Origin of the sequence: Kosakonia sp. CCTCC M2018092 (assembly GCF_003864115.1) — a bacterium.
Classification (GTDB): domain Bacteria; phylum Pseudomonadota; class Gammaproteobacteria; order Enterobacterales; family Enterobacteriaceae; genus Kosakonia; species Kosakonia cowanii.
Genome location: NZ_CP034225.1, coordinates 2072135 through 2090485, shown reverse-complemented (window position 1 = coordinate 2090485; position 18351 = coordinate 2072135). Strand labels below are relative to the sequence as shown.

Annotated in this window: 19 protein-coding genes; all 19 read right to left on the bottom strand. The window is 50.5% G+C overall.

Annotation, left to right across the window (positions count from 1 at the left end):
* Nucleotides 1–58 precede the first annotated feature (58 nt).
* The 19 genes from EH164_RS10005 to EH164_RS09915 all read right to left on the bottom strand — a co-directional run bounded on the left by EH164_RS10005 (nt 59) and on the right by EH164_RS09915 (nt 18314).
* Nucleotides 59–430 carry a hypothetical protein gene (locus EH164_RS10005; protein WP_124968117.1) on the bottom strand — a complete coding sequence of 124 codons (372 nt, stop codon included), beginning with the start codon at nt 428–430 and terminating at the stop codon, nt 59–61.
* 43 nt (nt 431–473) lie between these two features.
* The gene (locus tag EH164_RS10000) at nt 474–992 is read right to left on the bottom strand and encodes a hypothetical protein (protein ID WP_124968116.1); all 519 of its coding nucleotides are present in this window, start codon (nt 990–992) and stop codon (nt 474–476) included.
* 30 nt (nt 993–1022) lie between these two features.
* Nucleotides 1023–1817 (bottom strand): hypothetical protein, encoded by a 795-nt coding sequence (locus tag EH164_RS09995; RefSeq protein ID WP_124968115.1) that lies wholly within the window; start codon nt 1815–1817, stop codon nt 1023–1025.
* Nucleotides 1818–2069: 252 nt separating this feature from the next.
* Nucleotides 2070–3140, bottom strand: coding sequence for an ADP-ribosylarginine hydrolase Tri1 (tri1, locus tag EH164_RS09990; RefSeq protein ID WP_124968114.1), 1071 nt, complete (start codon nt 3138–3140; stop codon nt 2070–2072).
* On the bottom strand, nt 3140–4471 hold the full coding sequence (locus tag EH164_RS09985; protein WP_124968113.1) for a PAAR domain-containing protein: 1332 nt from the start codon (nt 4469–4471) through the stop codon (nt 3140–3142). The genes tri1 and EH164_RS09985 overlap by 1 nt, the downstream gene beginning before the upstream one ends.
* Nucleotides 4464–5270 carry a DcrB-related protein gene (locus EH164_RS09980; protein WP_124968112.1) on the bottom strand — a complete coding sequence of 269 codons (807 nt, stop codon included), beginning with the start codon at nt 5268–5270 and terminating at the stop codon, nt 4464–4466. Before EH164_RS09980 ends, EH164_RS09985 begins: the two co-directional genes overlap by 8 nt.
* 12 nt (nt 5271–5282) lie before the next feature.
* The gene (locus EH164_RS09975; protein ID WP_124968111.1) at nt 5283–7217 is read right to left on the bottom strand and encodes a type VI secretion system Vgr family protein; all 1935 of its coding nucleotides are present in this window, start codon (nt 7215–7217) and stop codon (nt 5283–5285) included.
* A gap of 258 nt (nt 7218–7475) precedes the next feature.
* Nucleotides 7476–7964 carry a hypothetical protein gene (locus EH164_RS09970; RefSeq protein WP_124968110.1) on the bottom strand — a complete coding sequence of 163 codons (489 nt, stop codon included), beginning with the start codon at nt 7962–7964 and terminating at the stop codon, nt 7476–7478.
* Nucleotides 7965–8097: 133 nt separating this feature from the next.
* On the bottom strand, nt 8098–8625 hold the full coding sequence (locus EH164_RS09965) for a hypothetical protein (RefSeq protein ID WP_241175020.1): 528 nt from the start codon (nt 8623–8625) through the stop codon (nt 8098–8100).
* 182 nt (nt 8626–8807) lie between these two features.
* Complete coding sequence (locus EH164_RS09960) at nt 8808–9179, bottom strand: hypothetical protein (protein ID WP_124968109.1); 372 nt, start codon at nt 9177–9179, stop codon at nt 8808–8810.
* A gap of 108 nt (nt 9180–9287) precedes the next feature.
* Complete coding sequence (locus EH164_RS09955) at nt 9288–9605, bottom strand: hypothetical protein (protein WP_124968108.1); 318 nt, start codon at nt 9603–9605, stop codon at nt 9288–9290.
* Nucleotides 9606–9892: 287 nt separating this feature from the next.
* The gene (locus EH164_RS09950; RefSeq protein ID WP_007371701.1) at nt 9893–10285 is read right to left on the bottom strand and encodes a DUF4150 domain-containing protein; all 393 of its coding nucleotides are present in this window, start codon (nt 10283–10285) and stop codon (nt 9893–9895) included.
* 9 nt (nt 10286–10294) lie between these two features.
* Complete coding sequence (locus EH164_RS09945) at nt 10295–10903, bottom strand: DUF3540 domain-containing protein (RefSeq protein WP_124968107.1); 609 nt, start codon at nt 10901–10903, stop codon at nt 10295–10297.
* Nucleotides 10900–11985 (bottom strand): pentapeptide repeat-containing protein, encoded by a 1086-nt coding sequence (locus EH164_RS09940; protein WP_124968106.1) that lies wholly within the window; start codon nt 11983–11985, stop codon nt 10900–10902. Before EH164_RS09940 ends, EH164_RS09945 begins: the two co-directional genes overlap by 4 nt.
* Entirely contained in the window at nt 11982–14522 is a 2541-nt protein-coding gene (locus tag EH164_RS09935; RefSeq protein WP_124968105.1) for a DUF2169 domain-containing protein, read from the bottom strand. Before EH164_RS09935 ends, EH164_RS09940 begins: the two co-directional genes overlap by 4 nt.
* A 166-nt stretch (nt 14523–14688) precedes the next feature.
* Nucleotides 14689–15006, bottom strand: a complete 318-nt coding sequence (locus EH164_RS09930) for a hypothetical protein (RefSeq protein ID WP_124968104.1) — start codon at nt 15004–15006, stop codon at nt 14689–14691.
* Between the two features lie 63 nt (nt 15007–15069).
* Nucleotides 15070–15435, bottom strand: a complete 366-nt coding sequence (locus EH164_RS09925; protein ID WP_124968103.1) for a DUF3592 domain-containing protein — start codon at nt 15433–15435, stop codon at nt 15070–15072.
* A 220-nt stretch (nt 15436–15655) separates the two neighbouring features.
* A complete protein-coding gene (locus EH164_RS09920) occupies nt 15656–16033 on the bottom strand; it encodes a hypothetical protein (RefSeq protein ID WP_124968102.1) in 378 nt (125 codons plus the stop codon).
* A gap of 16 nt (nt 16034–16049) precedes the next feature.
* Nucleotides 16050–18314 carry a type VI secretion system Vgr family protein gene (locus tag EH164_RS09915; protein WP_124968101.1) on the bottom strand — a complete coding sequence of 755 codons (2265 nt, stop codon included), beginning with the start codon at nt 18312–18314 and terminating at the stop codon, nt 16050–16052.
* Between the last annotated feature and the right edge of the window lie 37 nt (nt 18315–18351).

Here is an 18351-nt window from a genome sequence, read left to right as displayed (position 1 = left end):
ATTGCGTTAATAGCAGCGGGCGTCTGGCGGTGCTTTTTTGGGGTATTGCAATGTATTATTAATAATCGCTAACCACCAGCAGCGCATAAAGTGTAGCGATGTAGCGGGCGGGCTGCTGCTCTTTATAACTGAAGACAAGTAGCGTTTTCCCTTGCCCGCCCTCACAACAGTGGGTCAAGTACAGAAGCGAACCCAGTGGCGTGCAGTAGCGGGTAATAGCCTCAGGGTTGAAGGTAATGGCTTTGATTCGGCTTGCCACAGCAACCTGGATTTGCTCAGGCAGCCGGGCAAAATCCTGGCTCTGGTAGAGATCCGGCTCAATCTCTTGCTGACAACGCGGGCAGAGCAGCTCGACACCTTGATTGAAAAAACGTGTTTCCACACCATCGTGCAGCATGACGCGTTTCTTGATGAGCTTGTCGATGTTCATCTTCATCACCCTGCCCGGCAAGTTAATAATTCAGGCAATCCGTTCAGTCGTTTCCTGTACTGATATTAATGACCTTCACTTTACCGCCGGTGACATCGAAAGCGATGTTTTTGCTATTCAGTGAATACATAATCCACTCTTCACCGTCGCTGTTAGCGGTTTCCCCTGCGCCGTAATGCTCAATCACACTCTGTTTCGCATCACCAGGCGCAACACCGCGCGCGGTGTGCAATGTCGGGGAGTGCAGCGTTATCTGGCCGATGACGTAACTGTCAATGCTTTTGCCGCGCTGCTGCCAGTCGATGTTGGCGCTGTAGATATCAAAACCCTCAAAAACGTGGCGATAAAACTTATAATTTTCATCACCAAACGGCACTTCACCGACAAAATCCTCGCTGACCTGCTTCCCTAACGCCGCAAGCAGATTACGATCCCAATCCTGCCCAAGGATAATTACCTGTTTATTAATTTCAACGGTGAAGTCATTTTCCGCCAGCGGCGTTTGCGCAGCCTGGGCAGAAAAACCAAACAGCAGCGTAAAAACGGAAACTAATCGTCGCATTAACCTTTCCATAATCAGTCAAAAGAACCGCTATTTAAGCCAGCTACCCGCCTGGTTGACAAGCGTTTTACCCGCCTGAGTTACCACCAGTTTCGGCGGATTATAATCCACTATGTAAAGAACATCGCCATTATGGAATTCTGCACCCGTCACGCGTTTTGCATCATCCGACCGCGTTTTTCCATGCAGGCTAATCTGCTGGCTGTCTCGGTTCCGTGCGCCGATATATAGCAGATCATCGCAAGGCGTGGTGAACTCACCGCAATTATTACGGATCGCAATCATAAAATTATCTGTGCGGATAATTTTCGTGGCCGCGCCATTGTGAACAGTCTCTTTAACCAGGGCGTAATTTACCGGAGCATAATAGTCACCGCGTTCGGGCGGTTGCGTAAGATGCCACGCCATTTTGTCACCATTAACAACCAGCGTGGCTTTGCCGTTTTTACCGCCAAAGCTCGAATCAAACGTAACAATGGCAGTGTGGTTAACAACTTCGCCGCGCAGATTATTGTGCTGTTCGTCCGGGCAATCGATGCGGTTACCACGCTGAGTAATGAAACAATACGACCCGGTAATTTTGTTACTCTGCTGTGATAATTTCAGCGTAAATGTGGACTCGCTGCTTTCACTGCCGTGCCACTGCCCGGTAAAATCCGTTGCCGACGCAGCGCTGGTGCAGCAGGAGAACAAAAAGCTCGCGGCAACAAAGTAGAGCCTGTAGTGAAATGAATGTCTACCCATAGCGTGCGTTAGATCCTTATCAGCATTCCAGATTCTTAAGGCCACTAAAAGAACATCAGTGTCGTCAAGGTCGGCTTTCAATAAAGCATTTTTTCCCTGCGATATTAATGACAGATAATTCCTTTCATAAGAAAGGTCGACGGATGTTCCCGTGCCATAGTCATGAATGCTTCGATATCCGAGGGATTTTTAAGTGCTTTGCAGAGGAAATTGTGCAGCGCTTCGCCCTCATTACGGGTTAAGTGATTCATGACCATTTTCTCGTTAAAAGTGAAAGACGCAGCAATACTGCAAACGCCTGTGCAATTTAATAGAGTAAACTTTTCACTCTGCTTAAAGAAAATTTTTATCCGGGGCGCGGTCAAATAGCTCACCCGCAATACTCGCAATCCGTTCATGTTGAACCAGTTTGTCTTTCCACTCTTGAGGGATACCCGCGTAGCCGTATAATGCCCCGGCAATTTGCCCGGCTGTAGCCGCAACGCTGTCGGCATCGTCGCCCAGATTAGCCGCTAATAAAATCGCATCACGGAAATTATCCGTATTCCAGACCGCCCACATCGCCGCTTCGAGCGTGTCGATAACATAAGCACTGGAACGAATCTGATCGCGCGTTTTTTGTTTGTACTCACCGGCATTAATGATAAGCACACGCGAAGCGAGCGGGACGACATGTGGTGAAAACGTTTTTTCTTTGTCATAACCGTAGATTAAATGATTCAACAGCAAACCAAGAAAAAAACAGGCTGAAAGGGATTCGGTCGTACCGTGCGTTGCCTGGCTTTGCGCCTGAGAATCAAACCATATTCCGCGTACAGTTTTGCGGCGAAATATAGCCACCGGTGCTTCACGAACTAATGCTGCATTACCTGCAGTATTTTTCTCTGTATTACCCATCCACGTTTCACCATGCATGAGGTATTGCTCAAGCGCAAAACGGGTCGTGTTGCCGATATCAAAGCAGATGCCATTGCTGCTATTCTCCCCCCGCTTATACCAACGCACAAGGCGATTGCGAAAGTCGGTGACATCCAATGTATTATTTTGCAGATACGTTTCTGCAAGGCACAGCGCCATGGATGTATCATCAGTCCATTCGCCAGCCTTTAGCCTGAAGGCCCCACCTCCTACCATATCGCTCACCTTGTAACGATCGCGTGGCTGAAATTCCAGCGTCGTCCCCACGGCATCACCAACCGCCAACCCAACTAACGCACCGATAGCCTTATCGCGGGCATTTGCAATAGATGTGATAAGCGGGCGCCCTTTATCCCAGGCATCATATTTAACGGCGGCAGGATCGGCAGCTTCAGTCAACATTTTGCGGACGTTAATGGGAAGGTAGTGAAAATACCGATCGGCATAATTACTGATTGTTGAGTCATCTGCATGCAAATCGATCATTAGAGTTCCTTTATGTGAATTTGGGTGATGCCGGCTTCATTAGTATGGCTAACTACTTCAAACTGCGTATTAGTTTTAAACAGTACTTCTGTCTCCGTCGCACTAAATTCTGATATGAAATCGATTTTCCTACCTGAATAACCTTCTACTTTCATTTGAATTGGCCCTTTAAAAGCGTTATCCATATCGCTACTCACAAATGCTCGATCAGAAACAGTATTACCAGGCTTATATTGACTCAATACTTCATCAGGCAAGCTATTCATACCACGGAATGTTACCCCATTATGAGCCGGAAGCTTATCCAGACCTTCATTGATATGTCGGGCGAACGCTTCAAGTTCTGGTGTAAGAGGTTTGGTGCCGCGCAGAGCAGGGTTAATCATTTTATAGCCTGGATCGGTCGTATAACCATGTAGCGCGCCAACTTGATCATCGGTTAATAATTTAGACAAATGTGGTGCTTTACTGTCAATCAGATCCCGTCCCCGAGCAATCCATCTACTCGCTCTTGCTTCACCCACGGCCTCTTTCAGGCTCATCGGCGGCTTTTCCGTCACAACAGGTTTGACCGCTACGGGTTCAGTAACAAGTTTACCAGCCCGCCAGGCGTTAAATTTCGCCCCACCTTTGACGCCCAGACCGCCGCCAAGGAGACCACCAAGCAGCATGCTCCATTTTTGACCATCGCTGCCCTCACCAAAGATCTTACCGCCGACATAATTACCGAGCGTTCCTCCGGTCATCCCCCCTGCGGTGCCAAGGAGTGCTATAACTGGCCCGGCAATCACGGCGAGTGCGCCAGCACCAACTCCCAGCATCACCCAGTTAACCCACTCAGGGATCTCCGGGCTGATTTCATCTGTTTGTACCTTTTCACCACCAATAAAAACATTGGCGGACCCCTGGTAGATCTCTGCGCTACAGGTTAAGCGATCGCTGATGCGCGCAGCTGGATAATTATTGATGTAGACCTTTATCGATCCCTCTGCGACGCGCTGGGGTGTGCCGCTGTGTTCATCGCATTCACCGAGCGATAAATGCGCACGAATAGCCTTGCGGCTATTGATAAAAACATCAGGAGACCCCTCTTTCAGCGTCCCGGTAACGTGCCTGGGTGCCCATGACATACTGCCAAGGACTTCACCCAGTCCGCCCCCTGCACAAGCACTGGCCGCAACGGTAGAAACGACGACCAGGGCAGCACCACCAGTTACCGCTACGGCAGCTACGCCCAGCAAAGCGCCACCGATAAGACCTGCAATCATCCAGCCTTTCGACGCCGTATGAGCAATGGGATCATCGACACGCGCGGCTTGGTACTCAGCCATGATTCACATCATCTCTTCCGCGCGCAAGGAAACGCCGGACACCTTCAAAGGAATCCAGCCCGGCAACACCCTCAAAAGCTCGACACGCAGATAACTGCTGCGCCAGATGGTGTCCGCCCGTCTGCGGAAGTGTCCACAGCGCATAGCGTACCGGCTCACTTCCCGGTACGGCAGCGATCCTCAATGCCTGCCCATCCTGAGCATAAATCAAAAATAAGCCTTCCCGGGCACGCTGCAAAGGCAAGTGCTGATAGAGAGATTGTATACCGTCAAAAGATGTTAATTGCTTCGTTTCTGTATCGAGAGCAAAGAAGATCCGCTGATCGTCAGCAAGTAACATTTGCTCTGGCTCTGCTTCTCGCTCACGATGGAATTTGATGCTGTGGATAATATCCTGATACTGGCGCTGGTAATATTCACTAAAGTCATCAGGGCACGTGCCAATATAACAAACAATTTTTTTGCCCGCGGGTTGCTCATCCAGTAAAACCACAGTCTGACGCTGAAAAATAACAGTACCATCGTTTTTAAATTGATAAAAAAGTTCGATCGCGGGTTCACCATCAATAATGACGGGTTGCGACAGTTTAAGCTGAAACTCCTGAACTGTAATTTCCATTTCGCGTAAAATCCGTGCAGCCACAGCCTGGATATTTTCTTCTTTTTTGGCGCTAGCTCGGGATACAACGAAAGTAAACTCATTTGCGCCATTATCATTCAGGGTGAATAAATTCATGGTGCGATCTTTGAACACATCTGGCAGCGCAAGCGTCGCCTCCTGGAGAATATAATCAGCCATTCTTCTATCCCTTTACTGATTGCTGTTAGTAATAAAAAAATTTTCAACTTCTTGTTGTATGGCGCTTTGATGACCTGAGCCGGGTGCGACTATAGCTGCCTGCCCCTGATCCGGGTTTAAGTGCAACTCCCCGCCTAAGGTGTTTATTTGCGCAGTTTGTTTGACGGTAAAATTAAAATTATTGCCAACAATATTAATATTTCCATCGTTGGTTAATTCGATGGCGCTTTCACCGCACTCCAAACGCAATGAACTGCCTGCAGACAAAGTGAATGAATTGACGACTTTATCGTGCCTGTCACTGCCGGTTAAATTCAAGGTATTTACTTTTACGCCGCTCTTTTGATCTTTCATTACTCGCAGTGTTTCGTTTTCACCTACAAATTGCGTATGATTTTTTTCTATAGTATGTGTTTCATCATTCTCCACATCTACATCCAGATTTCGCTCCGCATGCAACCACACCTGCTCCTCCCCCGCCTTATCTTCAAAGCGCAGGGCGTTGGCGTTATCCACCGAGCCATCTTTTGAGCGGCTAAGGAAACCCATCTGTGTTGCGGCAGCGGGCAGTGACCACGGCGGCATGCTTGCTTCGTTGTAGACGCGTCCTGTCACAATCGGGCGGTCCGGGTCGCCGTTGATGAAGTCAATCACCACCTCATCACCCACGCGCGGGATTTGTACTCCGCCGAAGCCCTGGCCTGCCCACGCGCTCGACACGCGCACCCAGCAGGAGCTGGTGTCGTCCCCTTTTGCCTGCCGGTCCCAGTGGAATTTCACCTTTATCCGGCCATATTTGTCCGTCCAGATACTCTCGCCCTGCGGGCCCACCACTTTTGCCGTCTGCGGGCCGTGGGTCTTCGGCCACGCCGTTACCGGTGCCGGGCGGAACACCACCGACGAGGGAATGACGGTGAAGTCGGTGCGGTGCACCGTCTCGCCGTCTGACCCGCTGGCGTAGCGGTTCTCCTCAAGGAAGTAGTTCGCCTCGGTGGTCAGGTACTCGCCGTTATCGCTGAAAAAGGGCGCGTTGTAGAGCGCAAAGGTGTGACCCGGCGCGATACCCGTTGCCGTGGCGGTGGCCTGAATCTGCTGGTGCTCCACCTGCCACCGCTCCTGGCGGATGCGGGCGTAATACTCCCCGTGACCGTGCTCGACAAAGCGCCCGGGCCAGTCATAGACGTCAATGCTCCCCGGCTGCGGCGAGGCCGGGTTCTGCCGGGCCTGGAACAGCCAGGCGTTTGGTTTACGGAAGTCGTAGTCATCAAGGCTGTAGATACCCGGCGTCACGCTGTCCTCCAGCGCCCACTGGCTGATACCCTCCTCGCTGGTGCTGCCGCCGGACGGCGTCGGGTGGTAGGGAATGCTTTCGTACCCGCTGAAGGGCTGGTGTTCGGTGGCGGCGTCCGTCAGCACCATCACGTGCCGGTCGGCTTCGTGACTGAAGTGGTAGGCAATGCCCTCAAGCTCCATCAGACGGCTGATGAAGTCAAAACTGCTCTCCTGGTACTGCACGCAGTAGCCCCAGCTCCGGTAGCTGCCCGTCAGGCGGTCCTCAAGGTTCACCTGGTATTCACCAAGCAGGGTTTTCACGATTTGCGGCACCGTCTGCTCCTGGAAGATGCGCAGGTTGCGGTCGCGCTTCATCGGCCACACGTCCGGCTCCACCGTCAGGCGGTAGACCGCATACCGCGTCCCGGACATCTCCGTGGCGCTCACCGCCACGCGGGTGATTTTGCCGTTGAAGTGGCGCATGCCGCCGGCAATCCCCTGTGTCGGCACATTCACCGTCACCGGCTGGCCGAGCAGCTGGCTGCGGTCGATTCGCGCGTCGGTGCCCAGCACCGTCAGGGAAAAAGCAAACGCCTCCGAGAGCGCCTCGCGCCCGGAGAGTTTCCAGAAAAGCAGGCCGTCTACCGGCAGCTTGACCGTGATCCTGTCTTGCATGATGCTATCCTTGATGAAATATCTTATTCGGAAAATGTTTACCTGCAGACACACAATATCTGACGAGTTGGAATTGCAGGCTTTGAATAATTTTCCGAAATTGCTGTTATATAGGACTAACTGAATTCGCCCGGGCACCTACCACATAGCTGGCTAATTTTTGACCCGCAGCAGGTTCGACCAGCAAAGTGCTGGCTGAACGCTGAAAAATATCCGTTTTTCATTACTGAACCGATAAACACTTCAACAAAATAATTGCTAAGACCCAGGGATGGCAGTGGCCTGAGGCGCCATATCCGGCAGCGTTTTTCCCTCAAGCTGGCTTGCCCACTGTTGAATATCCCTGTCGATGCCGTCATTGGGATGATTAGTACGATAATTCACAACACTATCGTCAGGCAAAACCCATGCTGCCGACAAACGGCCATCAGGATAGATAACAAACGCCGAGGCGTTCTCCTGAGCAAGATGTTGCATCCAGCCAGAAACAAACAGGCCCCCCTGCGCAGTATGGTGCGGCTCGCCGTAAACATCGAAATTAGAAATGAAAGTGTCGTACTCATTCCCCAGCAGCTTTTTAAGCTGTGCAACGACGGCTTTGTCGGCAGTAATGCCTTCCACCGTGTCTAACTTATCGTACTGGTTAAGCTGAAGCGCGGCTGAAGCATGAGGGAGTGTAAATAACAGGCAGGTTAATAAAGCAGCGTAATATGGCACTTTGCCAAAGGCGCGACGGTGATATGACATACTCTTTCCCTGACAACCTAAGTTGATTCTTATGATGTTTTAATTGCACGCATCAAAATACATCACAGGTGGTGAATGAATCTATAAAAAGCGATTGAATGTCGACGGTTAAGTGTTACAAAGCGCACTGGAGTTACACGTCATCGGCAAAATTTCGCACCGTCATTCCCTTAAGACAGGCCGGTTCGGCATAAGGAAAGGCGAAAGCTGTCGCATTACCGTTTTTATCTAAAGGGGTGAGCCAGGCAAAATTTTCATTAACCGAGTGCCCGTGTGGCGCGCTAAATAGTTTTAGCTGCGGATAAATCTTTCTAACGTCTGACAATAAAATACATCCATCACTCACGTCATAGTGAATGATAAAAACCTTCGGTGGATGCTTATGATCCAGTCGCACAGCGAGATTAGAGAGGGTAATCCCGCCATTCAGCGTGAAAGGTTTGGTTGTCAGCCAGTATTCATTGGCCGGATTCAAACGAAAAAGCGGATGTCCCACAATCGGCTCAACGGTATTCACATCCTGACCGATGCTCTCTTTCAGCTGGCTTGCGAATTCACTTAACGCCTTAATTTTTATAAGATTGTCATCTGTTGAGGCGTGGGCAAAGAACATCGTTAATACTAATGCTGGAATAATATAGATGAGTAACTTTTGTCTCAAAGGCCAATTTCCTTTTCTGTTTACAGGATTTATAACACATTCGATTTATCACGTAGCAGTAGAATTTATTATATAGTCAGTTCACGGCAGTGATGAGTTCCGAGCAACCCTTTATTAAGCAAGATAAATACAAGGAAATTTCCTCAACCCAGCCTTATGAGAATGATGTAATTCAAAATTAATCACTTATCTAAAAGACCTCTAGTCTCCTTCAAAAAATTCTTTGAAGAGTCTGTCTTAAGATAAATAACTGGCACAGGCGCACCAACCTGGTAATTACATAAATCCACTGTTTTTATAACAGTTAAGACTTTCTCTTTTGTCAGGGTCATGCCATTATGATCAATAAAAAAATAATCCACAGTAATATTCACTAACCCGTTTGTAGTGGGCGTCCCCGGCATCACAGCCGTAATTTTGCCATCAACATAGACGCCGTCTTTTCTGATTTTTCTTTCGAGGATGCCATCTTTAATGGATCTTAACACCATATATAAAAAAACACTCAGAAAGGACATGCCTAAAACATAATTTATATATTTCCAGTACGCCATTAACAACACTCACTTAATTGAGCATTATTGAAATTGATTATTTATTCACCAACAACTTTCTGAACGCCATCATTCACTATAAGTGAAAAATCAAAATAATTAACCTGTTTATTTATTAAAGATAAATGCAATATTATTATCATCAAGGTGTTTTATTTTAATCTCTTTTCCCGGCTCAAGTTGGCTTCCATAAAAAGTAGAAACGGTATTCTTACCTTCGACCAGCCTCTGCCCATCAGGAAAATCAACCAAAAGTGAGTAACGTACGTTTGAACTGCCACCATCATTAGAGCTCGTTTCACGCATAGAAATGATTTTAGCGTTGAGAACAACACCATTCTTTTCTATTCGCGAATCTTTATAGAACAACCATCCAATCCAAAAAACGACGCCAACAATGATAAGCGGACCCAGTATCGACTCCATTCCCCTCTCCTGTCTTGCTTCAAATCATTTTAATATTAAAAAACTTTGCGGCGAATCTTAAAAATAAAACCCAGCATGCGAAATCTGATAGTGAATTATTAACCACCTAATCAATCGATTAGCTGAAAATTAAAAAAACACTGCCTGAGGTTGCGTAAACAACCAGTTTGGTAAATATAACTCAGCATTTTTATAATAAATTGCTATTTCCGAAAATAGTCAGGGCGCATCAGATGAAACCGATGCGCCTCTATTTTTAATAAAAATGCTCTGCTTAAATGATTGGATTAAGGTGCCAGCATCAATACCTTGAACTGGCTCGGCACGATACGCATGCCGATTGCATTAGTGGAGTTTTGCAGGCTTACGCTGGTTAAGCGCGTCGCCGGTGTGCCTTTCAGCAGAACGGTAAAGGCGCCCGTCAGGTGTCGTGATGGCCCCATCACGGTACCGGATGCAACGCCGGTTGCGACGCCAGGGTTATCGCCATTGGTAAGCGGCGTCACCGTCGCCATATTGTGCGCGGGCATCCCCATAAAAAGGATATTCAGCGCATTCGGGATAGCCGTTGGCCCAAGCGCAATATCCGGATAGGGAATGGGAGTCGGAGCAGGCATTGGCGTCAGGCAGACGTCCGGAAACGCCAGGTCAACGCCCATCAGCTGGCAGTTAGCAAACATACTCTCTCCTTAACCCATATGGATCTGTTCAGAATCGACTTTGGTGATCGCTTTTGAAGTTATTACCGTGTTCTGCGCATGCATGCGCAGATAATCTTCTGCTTTCATATCCAGCTGCCCGGCACGCACCTGCTCCATCTGGCGCGTGGTGCGAAACAGCTGCTGGCTGATTTGCGTCACCGTCTGCCAGACCGATTCCGCTCGTTTGCCGACAATACGCGAGAGGGATACCCATGCGGAGATCTTGTCGCCGCTGTAATTCATCTCGCTGATATGACACTCCCCTTTTGCCGCACTGATATTGAGCGCTTCACTGCTCAGGCTCAGCGCCCCCTGGCTGGCAATATGCAGATCGCCCTGCACGCTCAGCTCTGCGGCAGAGGTCGGGTTCTGGCGCTCCAGCACAGCAAGCAGCCACATCTGGTTATCGACGGCGCTGATTAGCACCGTATCGCCCGCTTGCGGAGCGATGACGCAGCTCACGGCGCGACGGCAGTGCCAGCCGCGGCCTTCGCTTTCAACCATCAGGCTGCCATCCTCAAAGCAGTGAGTGACCTGTGCGGAGAACTGTCCGCTGGGGATCGCCGCCATTAGCAGCTGGTGATTAATATTCGTCATACTGAGTCTCCGTAAATTCTGCTATGGCGTTCGGCGCTCCAGGCTTCCGCCGCCAGTAACTCTTCGTCATATTCAAGGATGCCTTTACGATCGGCAAAGCGCGCATTGTCCTGCCGGGCGCGATGAAAACGGGTGCGCGAAAAGGTCGCACCGCGAAAATCCGCCAGCCGGACATCGGCGGCAGAGAAGTCCGCATAGGTCAAATCACACAGGGTGAACTCCGTCTCCTGCGCGGTCGTCTGCTGCAGGATGCTCTGGAAGAAGCGGCTCTGCTTAAAGCTGGCCTTGTTGAGCGTCGCGCCAACAAAAATTGCCTGATCGAACAGGCTGCCCTGCGCCTGCGCTCCGCTTAAGTCCGCTTCCATAAACAGTGCCTGGGTGGCATTCACGCCACGAAGCTGTGCCTGCTTTAATGATGCGCCTTTAAAGTTACACTGAGTAAGCTGTGCACCACTGAAATCAGCGCCATCCAGCTGGTTATCGGTAAACTGGCAACCGGTGAATTTATGCTTCGCATAGTGTTTGCCGCGCTGGTCGCAGTTAAAAAAGACGGTGCGCTCAAACTGGCTCGCCTGCAGATCGACATCACGCAGATCGATACCAAACAGCGTGGTCATCAGATTAGTGCAGTTATCGAGCTTCGCTCCAGCAAGCGGGGTCTCATAAAAGGTAGAGCGATCGAAGGTCGAGCCGCTGAACAGGCTCTGCTCCAGCGCACAGCGCATAAACTGGCTGGTATCGCTACTTATGCGCGAAAAATCACTCTTTGCCAGATTGCAGTCATTAAAGACGCAGCGAGTCAGCTTTGCGCCGCTGGCGGTAATACCCGCCATCTCACACTGGTTAAATACCGTCTCTTCCAGCAGGGTGGCTTTAAGGTTTGCGCCGCTCAGCTGGCATTCGGTAAAAACGCTCTCTTTAAGGTTTGCGCCTTGCAGGTTTGCCCCCTGCAATGACACCTCCTGGAAAATCGCGCCGGAGAGATCGCAGCCCTGCAGATCGAGGTCGTCGAGGCTGAGTTCCATGATCGCTTCGCCGCCCTTAATTTTCTGCTGTAGCTCTGCGGCCGTTAATCTCTTCATATCACCTCCCCGTCACGCTTCGGCAATGTTTTAACCCGTTTGGTATAAGCACCCTGGAGCTGCGTCGTCTCGCTGGTAAAAGATTGCGAAAGATCGGCACGGAACAGGTTGGCAAAGCTGAGATCGGCTCCTTCGAGGCGGCTTTTCTGCAACATCGCGCCCATCAGATTCGCCTCGTTAAGACGTGCGCGGCGAAAGTCGGTACGAATAAACATGCTGCCGGTGAGGGTTGCGCCGCTAAAATCCGCCGCTTCGCACTGCGCCTCGCTGAGATCGCTATTATTGAGCCTCGCCCGGGTAAAGCGCGCGCCGGTTAACACTGCCTGGCGCAGGTTGCTCTGCTTGAGATGCGCACCGCTGAAATTTGCTCTGGCAAGCGTGCCGCCAGAAGCCACGGCGCAGGTCACCAGCGTGGCGCCCGCGAAATTCGCCTCTTCCAGCTGACTTTCCACCCATGAGCAACTCTCCAGTTGAGCCGCAGCGAAGCTGGCATGCTGAAGCTCGCACTTGATAAAGCTGGTTTTATTCATCACCGCATGGCTGAAATCAGGCTTTGGTAGCGTCAGCTCCATAAAGACGCCGCTATCAATAGTGGCGTAATTAAAGCGGCACTCACTAAAGCCTGTCTCGCGGAATAAGAGATTATTCAGGCGGGCATGGCTGAAGTCACACGTGTCGAACAACGCGCCGGTCATCTCGGTTTCATTGAACTGCGCGCCCTGAAAGCCGGTGCCTTTACACTGCGCCAGCGCCAGGCTGGCCTTGTCGAGGCAGCAGTCGCACAATGAGGCATTTTGTAAATCGGCGCGCGCCAGCATCGCCTGAGTAAAGTTCGCGCCATCAAGCTTACAATCGCTTAAATTCGCGCACTCCAGCAGGGTGTGAGTAAAGTTTGCGCCGCTCAGATCCATGCCGGAGAAGTCGGCCCCGGTTAAATCGAGCCCGCTAAAGTCGCCGCCCTGCGCCATAGTGCGCTCGGCGCGCTGGCGAATGATGAGTGCGATATCGCCGGTCAGCTTGATCGCCGGCGGCTGTTGCGCAGCGGACATCAGGTACATCTGATGCAGCGCTTCACGGCTTTGCGCCAGCTTTTTCTCGCTCATCTGCGAAGCGTTACGTTCGAGCATATCATTCATACGGTGCATCGATTCCGGGCCACGCGGGCGATTTTCATCGCTTGCAGCATCAGGATATTTTGCTTCCATCTCCGCTTTACGTGCCTCGGCCTGCTGCTGCATTTCCGCTGCTTTACGCTCCATCTCTTCGATAAACTCAGGCAGTTCATCAAGTTTGGGCAATTCGGGCTCTTCAAACGCTTTCATCAGGTCGCTGACATCGCTACCCTGCGCTTCCAGCCGCGCCCGGTGCTGCTCACGCAGCTGTGTGGCACGCGCATTCTGGTTCTCGCGCATCGGGCTGTGGTTTTGCTGTACCTCATTGTCGATCCACGGGCCGATGGCCTCTTCCGGCACCAAATCTTTTTCGCGGAAGGCAAACAGTGCCCCCTTCTCTTTATCGAGACGCTGAGTGAGAACCTTGCGGTAGTGATTAACGGAGCGTGTCGCACCCGTTTTTTCCAGCGCCGGCATCAGGTGCAGCACATCGGCAGCATCATCTTCGTTGATCCGCTGGTTGCCGTGCCAAATCAGCACCATCTGCTCAAGATGGGGGAAGAACCAGACGGTGGTGGCACGCAGCGCGATCTCCTCAAACAGGATCTCCTCCCCGCGCTGACGCTGAATAAAGCAGCGCGCCTGCCACGGCGGTAAAGTGCCTTCCTGCACCGGCTTTTGCGGGTGCATGTTCCAGATGCGCCATGCGGCCTGCGGCGGCAGCGAGTCGCGCTCCTCCCACCACTGATCGGGGCTTGCGGCGTTAAACACGCGCCAGTCGATATCCGGGGCGAAACCGGGGAAATCATTCTGCAGCCAGCGGGCATCGTAGTTTTTGCCCATGCGGCGGAAACGGCGCGGCCATGTCAGATCCAGCGGCCCGAAGCTTGCCGGCTCCGGTTTCATGCGCGGCGACACTACGCGCTGTTGAAGCGCTTCGATATTTGGCAGGCGACGGAACTGTGTGCCGTTATGGTTTTCCACCACCGCGCCGATGCCGTGCGGGTTCTCTTCATACCCCTCACCACCAAATGCGCGACTCCAGTCGAGACGCATCTGTTCAAACGGTTTTGGTGCGGTCGCCCTTGATCCTACCCAGTAACGATCGCCGGTCACAGCGAGGGTTTTGGTCAGCGTGTCGACTTCGATGCGAACCGCACAGGCTGTTTTATCCTGATGGTGCTGCGTATACGCATAACCGGTAGCAAGAAACTCAGCGCGCGCTTTCGGCATCGCCATATCGAGCACGCCGCCGCTGGTTTGCAGCTCGCTGGCCGCCAGTTGCCAGAGTTCAACTTCGGGACGAAGCTTTGGCGCAACACTCATATCAGCCAGCGCCATCACGGCAACGCCCAGATGGTTCTGGCCATGCAAACGGAACGGACGGTTTAACACGCTTAGCCGCAGCGGTTTGATAATCTTCATATAACTTCCTTTGGAAGATTAAGAGTGGTGTTGGCGTCTGAGACAAAGGGTTATGTCAGTACGCTCGCAAGAGTATGTTTATTTTGTGTGGGATCACTGCGCAAATAAACGATCGGAACCGTTGAGCCAACATTGTATTGAGTCATTTCTATAGTTTTAACAGCGGTCACAACATTTCATGAGGCATATAATAAAGAATTACGGTATTGTTCATCATTACTTTAATGAGATCCTCAGGCGTAAAGTATTTTTTAGGTGTTTCCTTAACAACCCCATCCATGGTTGCAAATTCAACAACCATACGGAACTTTGTATTACCTGTGCCTGAGGAACCTATCTTTTCTTTGCTTATTATTTTAGCTTCAACTCTCACTCCCACTTTTTTGAACTTATCGTAGGTTGCGCCAGTATGGTAGCAATAAGCAATCACACCGGTGCATGCAATAACGAGAGCTATAATAGTAATGAAGGGTGAATCAAGCAAAACGAGCCTCTACCAGAATTAGTTGCCGAGAAATAACATATTGTAAAATATGAACCCATATTATTATGCCATTTCACTCTTCACATTGAGCATGTTACGGAAAGGATCAGTCTTCAAATAAAAAACCGGGACCTTCGTGCCGACTTTATAATTACATAAGTCCCTCGTTTTGATCACAGTTCGTGCATGTTTGTTTCGGTAGGTCGTACCATTTTCGCCATTAAAAACATAGTCCACCTCGATGTTAACAACACCAAGCTTTGAAGGTGTATCGGGGACTATTTTTGTAATGGTCGCCTCAACATAAACTGGATTACTAAGTATTTCCTTTTTACTTCGACCATTTTTATAATTACGAATAATTATTGAAAAAACAATGACAACAATAATAGCTGGAAAAATAAAATGTAAATATTTAAGATATTGCACAATGCTACCTCGTACAACTCAAGATAGAAATTAGGACGTTTCTAAATGTGGCGCTCCCATCGGTCAATGCTATACATGGAAATGTCGATAGATTCCTGGCACTACAAATAGCTTTATTGTTAATTCCTTTGAAAAATCAGAGTGGCACGAGGGCTGGATAAAAAAGGACACTTTAGCATGCTCAAAATAATATATTTAACTTGACGCGCACACCTTCGAGTTAACTATTAAAATCTATCTCTATAACAGCCATTTTTCCTTTCTCTCCTTTTTTTACTTTTATATCCTGCCCTTTTTTCAACATATGCATTTGGCTCGGCGCAATTAAGCTTTTAGCTGTATATAACTTTTGATCATTTGGCAGAAAAAAATCAATATCATAAAAATAATCGTTGCCATACCTTGCATTTAACTGCCTCCACGCCTGTATCTTTGTATTTATTATTTCCCCCTGCCACCGATCGCTTGCCAGGAAAACTTTAATTCCTGAAACATCAGTTTTATCTTGCTTTTCTAAAAAATAAAAAGCAGCAGTAACAACCACCACTAAAATAATTCCGCCATACATAAAGTATTTGGAGTAATCTTCCAGAGCCATACTCGTACCTCGCGCCTTACGTTATTATGAATAAATTGTTATTAGTAATGTTAAGAGTTCTCTTGCTAATATTAGTTATTTCGAAATTAATCACTACTCCGCTTGATTCCTTTTTAAAAACAGTTTTAGAAAACTCTTTGAGTTTAAATGAATTTGACAAGCCATTTACAGTATTGCTGACACCTACTACAGATAGGGAAGCTATATTCCCTGATATGGATGTACCCGCAAAACTCTCACTAAATCCTGTTACAGAAAGTGTATGGAGTTTAGGTTTAAAAACGGCCTCTGGAGCATCCATAACTATTTGTTCTTTACTACTTATTTTAATTATCCCGGGGCTACTTATCGTAATAGCTCCATCTTTTATTTCCTGCGTCCAATCCCCGCTCTTGACATTGACGCTTATACCACCATCTATCGTCTCTTTTTTGCCCCCCGATGCAATCGTTTTAACCTGACCGCTATCATAATTCTCCGTAACTAACTCAGTTACATGGTGCAACTCAGTCCCTTCAACATCAGTACTACGCTCACCTTTTATCGTGACAACATCACCACCGCTGGTGATATTCAGCTTACGTCCATTCTTAATGGTTTCCGTCTGGCTGTTATTAAAGGTTGTGGTTTCCTCTTGATCGACCGTGGTCGTACGCTTCGCACGGTAATAAAACGACGCATCACCGGTAACATCGTCTTTCTGCTCTTTCAGGATAGTAGTGGTGCGGTTGCCATCGACGTTAACCGTCTTGTCATTTTCGACGGAGACTTTCATGTCTTTTTCGGAGTGCAATTCAACGGCTTCGCTGCCGGGGCGATCCTCGAAGAAGAGATAGCTGGCGTTGTCTTTGTTGCCATCCTTACTGCGCGTCATAAAGCCCATACGCGTTGAATCATCGGGCAGTGACCATGGCGGCATGCTTGCTTCGTTGTAGACGCGCCCTGTCACAATCGGCCGGTCCGGGTCGCCGTTGATGAAGTCAATCACCACCTCATCCCCCACGCGCGGGATTTGTACCCCGCCGAAGCCCTGGCCTGCCCAGGCGCTCGACACGCGCACCCAGCAGGAGCTGGTGTCATCCCCTTTCGCCTGCCGGTCCCAGTGGAACTTCACCTTTATCCGGCCATATTTGTCCGTCCAGATACTCTCGCCCTGCGGGCCCACCACTTTTGCCGTCTGCGGGCCGTGGGTCTTCGGCCACGCCGTTACCGGTGCCGGGCGGAACACCACCGACGAGGGAATGACGGTGAAGTCGGTGCGGTGCACCGTCTCGCCGTCTGACCCGCTGGCGTAGCGGTTCTCCTCAAGGAAGTAGTTCGCCTCGGTGGTCAGGTACTCGCCGTTATCGCTGAAAAAGGGCGCGTTGTAGAGCGCAAAGGTGTGACCCGGCGCGATACCCGTTGCCGTGGCGGTGGCCTGAATCTGCTGGTGCTCCACCTGCCACCGCTCCTGGCGGATGCGGGCGTAATACTCCCCGTGACCGTGCTCGACAAAGCGCCCGGGCCAGTCATAGACGTCAATGCTCCCCGGCTGCGGCGAGGCCGGGTTCTGCCGGGCCTGGAACAGCCAGGCGTTTGGTTTACGGAAGTCGTAGTCATCAAGGCTGTAGATACCCGGCGTCACGCTGTCCTCCAGCGCCCACTGGCTGATACCCTCCTCGCTGGTGCTGCCGCCGGACGGCGTCGGGTGGTAGGGAATGCTTTCGTACCCGCTGAAGGGCTGGTGTTCGGTGGCGGCGTCCGTCAGCACCATCACGTGCCGGTCGGCTTCGTGACTGAAGTGGTAGGCAATGCCCTCAAGCTCCATCAGACGGCTGATGAAGTCAAAACTGCTCTCCTGGTACTGCACGCAGTAGCCCCAGCTCCGGTAGCTGCCCGTCAGGCGGTCCTCAAGGTTCACCTGGTATTCACCAAGCAGGGTTTTCACGATTTGCGGCACCGTCTGCTCCTGGAAGATGCGCAGGTTGCGGTCGCGCTTCATCGGCCACACGTCCGGCTCCACCGTCAGGCGGTAGACCGCATACCGCGTCCCGGACATCTCCGTGGCGCTCACCGCCACGCGGGTGATTTTGCCGTTGAAGTGGCGCATGCCGCCGGCAATCCCCTGTGTCGGCACATTCACCGTCACCGGCTGGCCGAGCAGCTGGCTGCGGTCAATGCGCGCGTCGGTGCCCAGCACCGTCAGGGAGAAGGCAAACGCTTCAGACAGCGCCTCGCGACCGGTGAGCTTCCAGAAAAGCAGGCCGTCTACCGGCAGCTTAACCGTGATCCTGTCTTGCATGGTGAAGTCCTCTGTGACATCTGATTTTGATGAAGGG

What these genes read in the sequence shown, in the direction of transcription:
- EH164_RS10005 (WP_124968117.1), bottom strand. Translation starts at nt 430, where the DNA reads ATGAACATCGACAAGCTCATCAAGAAACGCGTCATGCTGCACGATGGT.
- EH164_RS10000 (WP_124968116.1), bottom strand. Translation starts at nt 992, where the DNA reads ATGCGACGATTAGTTTCCGTTTTTACGCTGCTGTTTGGTTTTTCTGCC.
- tri1 (WP_124968114.1), bottom strand. Translation starts at nt 3,140, where the DNA reads ATGATCGATTTGCATGCAGATGACTCAACAATCAGTAATTATGCCGAT.
- EH164_RS09985 (WP_124968113.1), bottom strand. Translation starts at nt 4,471, where the DNA reads ATGGCTGAGTACCAAGCCGCGCGTGTCGATGATCCCATTGCTCATACG.
- EH164_RS09980 (WP_124968112.1), bottom strand. Translation starts at nt 5,270, where the DNA reads ATGGCTGATTATATTCTCCAGGAGGCGACGCTTGCGCTGCCAGATGTG.
- EH164_RS09975 (WP_124968111.1), bottom strand. Translation starts at nt 7,217, where the DNA reads ATGCAAGACAGGATCACGGTCAAGCTGCCGGTAGACGGCCTGCTTTTC.
- EH164_RS09970 (WP_124968110.1), bottom strand. Translation starts at nt 7,964, where the DNA reads ATGTCATATCACCGTCGCGCCTTTGGCAAAGTGCCATATTACGCTGCT.
- EH164_RS09960 (WP_124968109.1), bottom strand. Translation starts at nt 9,179, where the DNA reads ATGGCGTACTGGAAATATATAAATTATGTTTTAGGCATGTCCTTTCTG.
- EH164_RS09955 (WP_124968108.1), bottom strand. Translation starts at nt 9,605, where the DNA reads ATGGAGTCGATACTGGGTCCGCTTATCATTGTTGGCGTCGTTTTTTGG.
- EH164_RS09950 (WP_007371701.1), bottom strand. Translation starts at nt 10,285, where the DNA reads ATGTTTGCTAACTGCCAGCTGATGGGCGTTGACCTGGCGTTTCCGGAC.
- EH164_RS09945 (WP_124968107.1), bottom strand. Translation starts at nt 10,903, where the DNA reads ATGACGAATATTAATCACCAGCTGCTAATGGCGGCGATCCCCAGCGGA.
- EH164_RS09940 (WP_124968106.1), bottom strand. Translation starts at nt 11,985, where the DNA reads ATGAAGAGATTAACGGCCGCAGAGCTACAGCAGAAAATTAAGGGCGGC.
- EH164_RS09935 (WP_124968105.1), bottom strand. Translation starts at nt 14,522, where the DNA reads ATGAAGATTATCAAACCGCTGCGGCTAAGCGTGTTAAACCGTCCGTTC.
- EH164_RS09920 (WP_124968102.1), bottom strand. Translation starts at nt 16,033, where the DNA reads ATGGCTCTGGAAGATTACTCCAAATACTTTATGTATGGCGGAATTATT.
- EH164_RS09915 (WP_124968101.1), bottom strand. Translation starts at nt 18,314, where the DNA reads ATGCAAGACAGGATCACGGTTAAGCTGCCGGTAGACGGCCTGCTTTTC.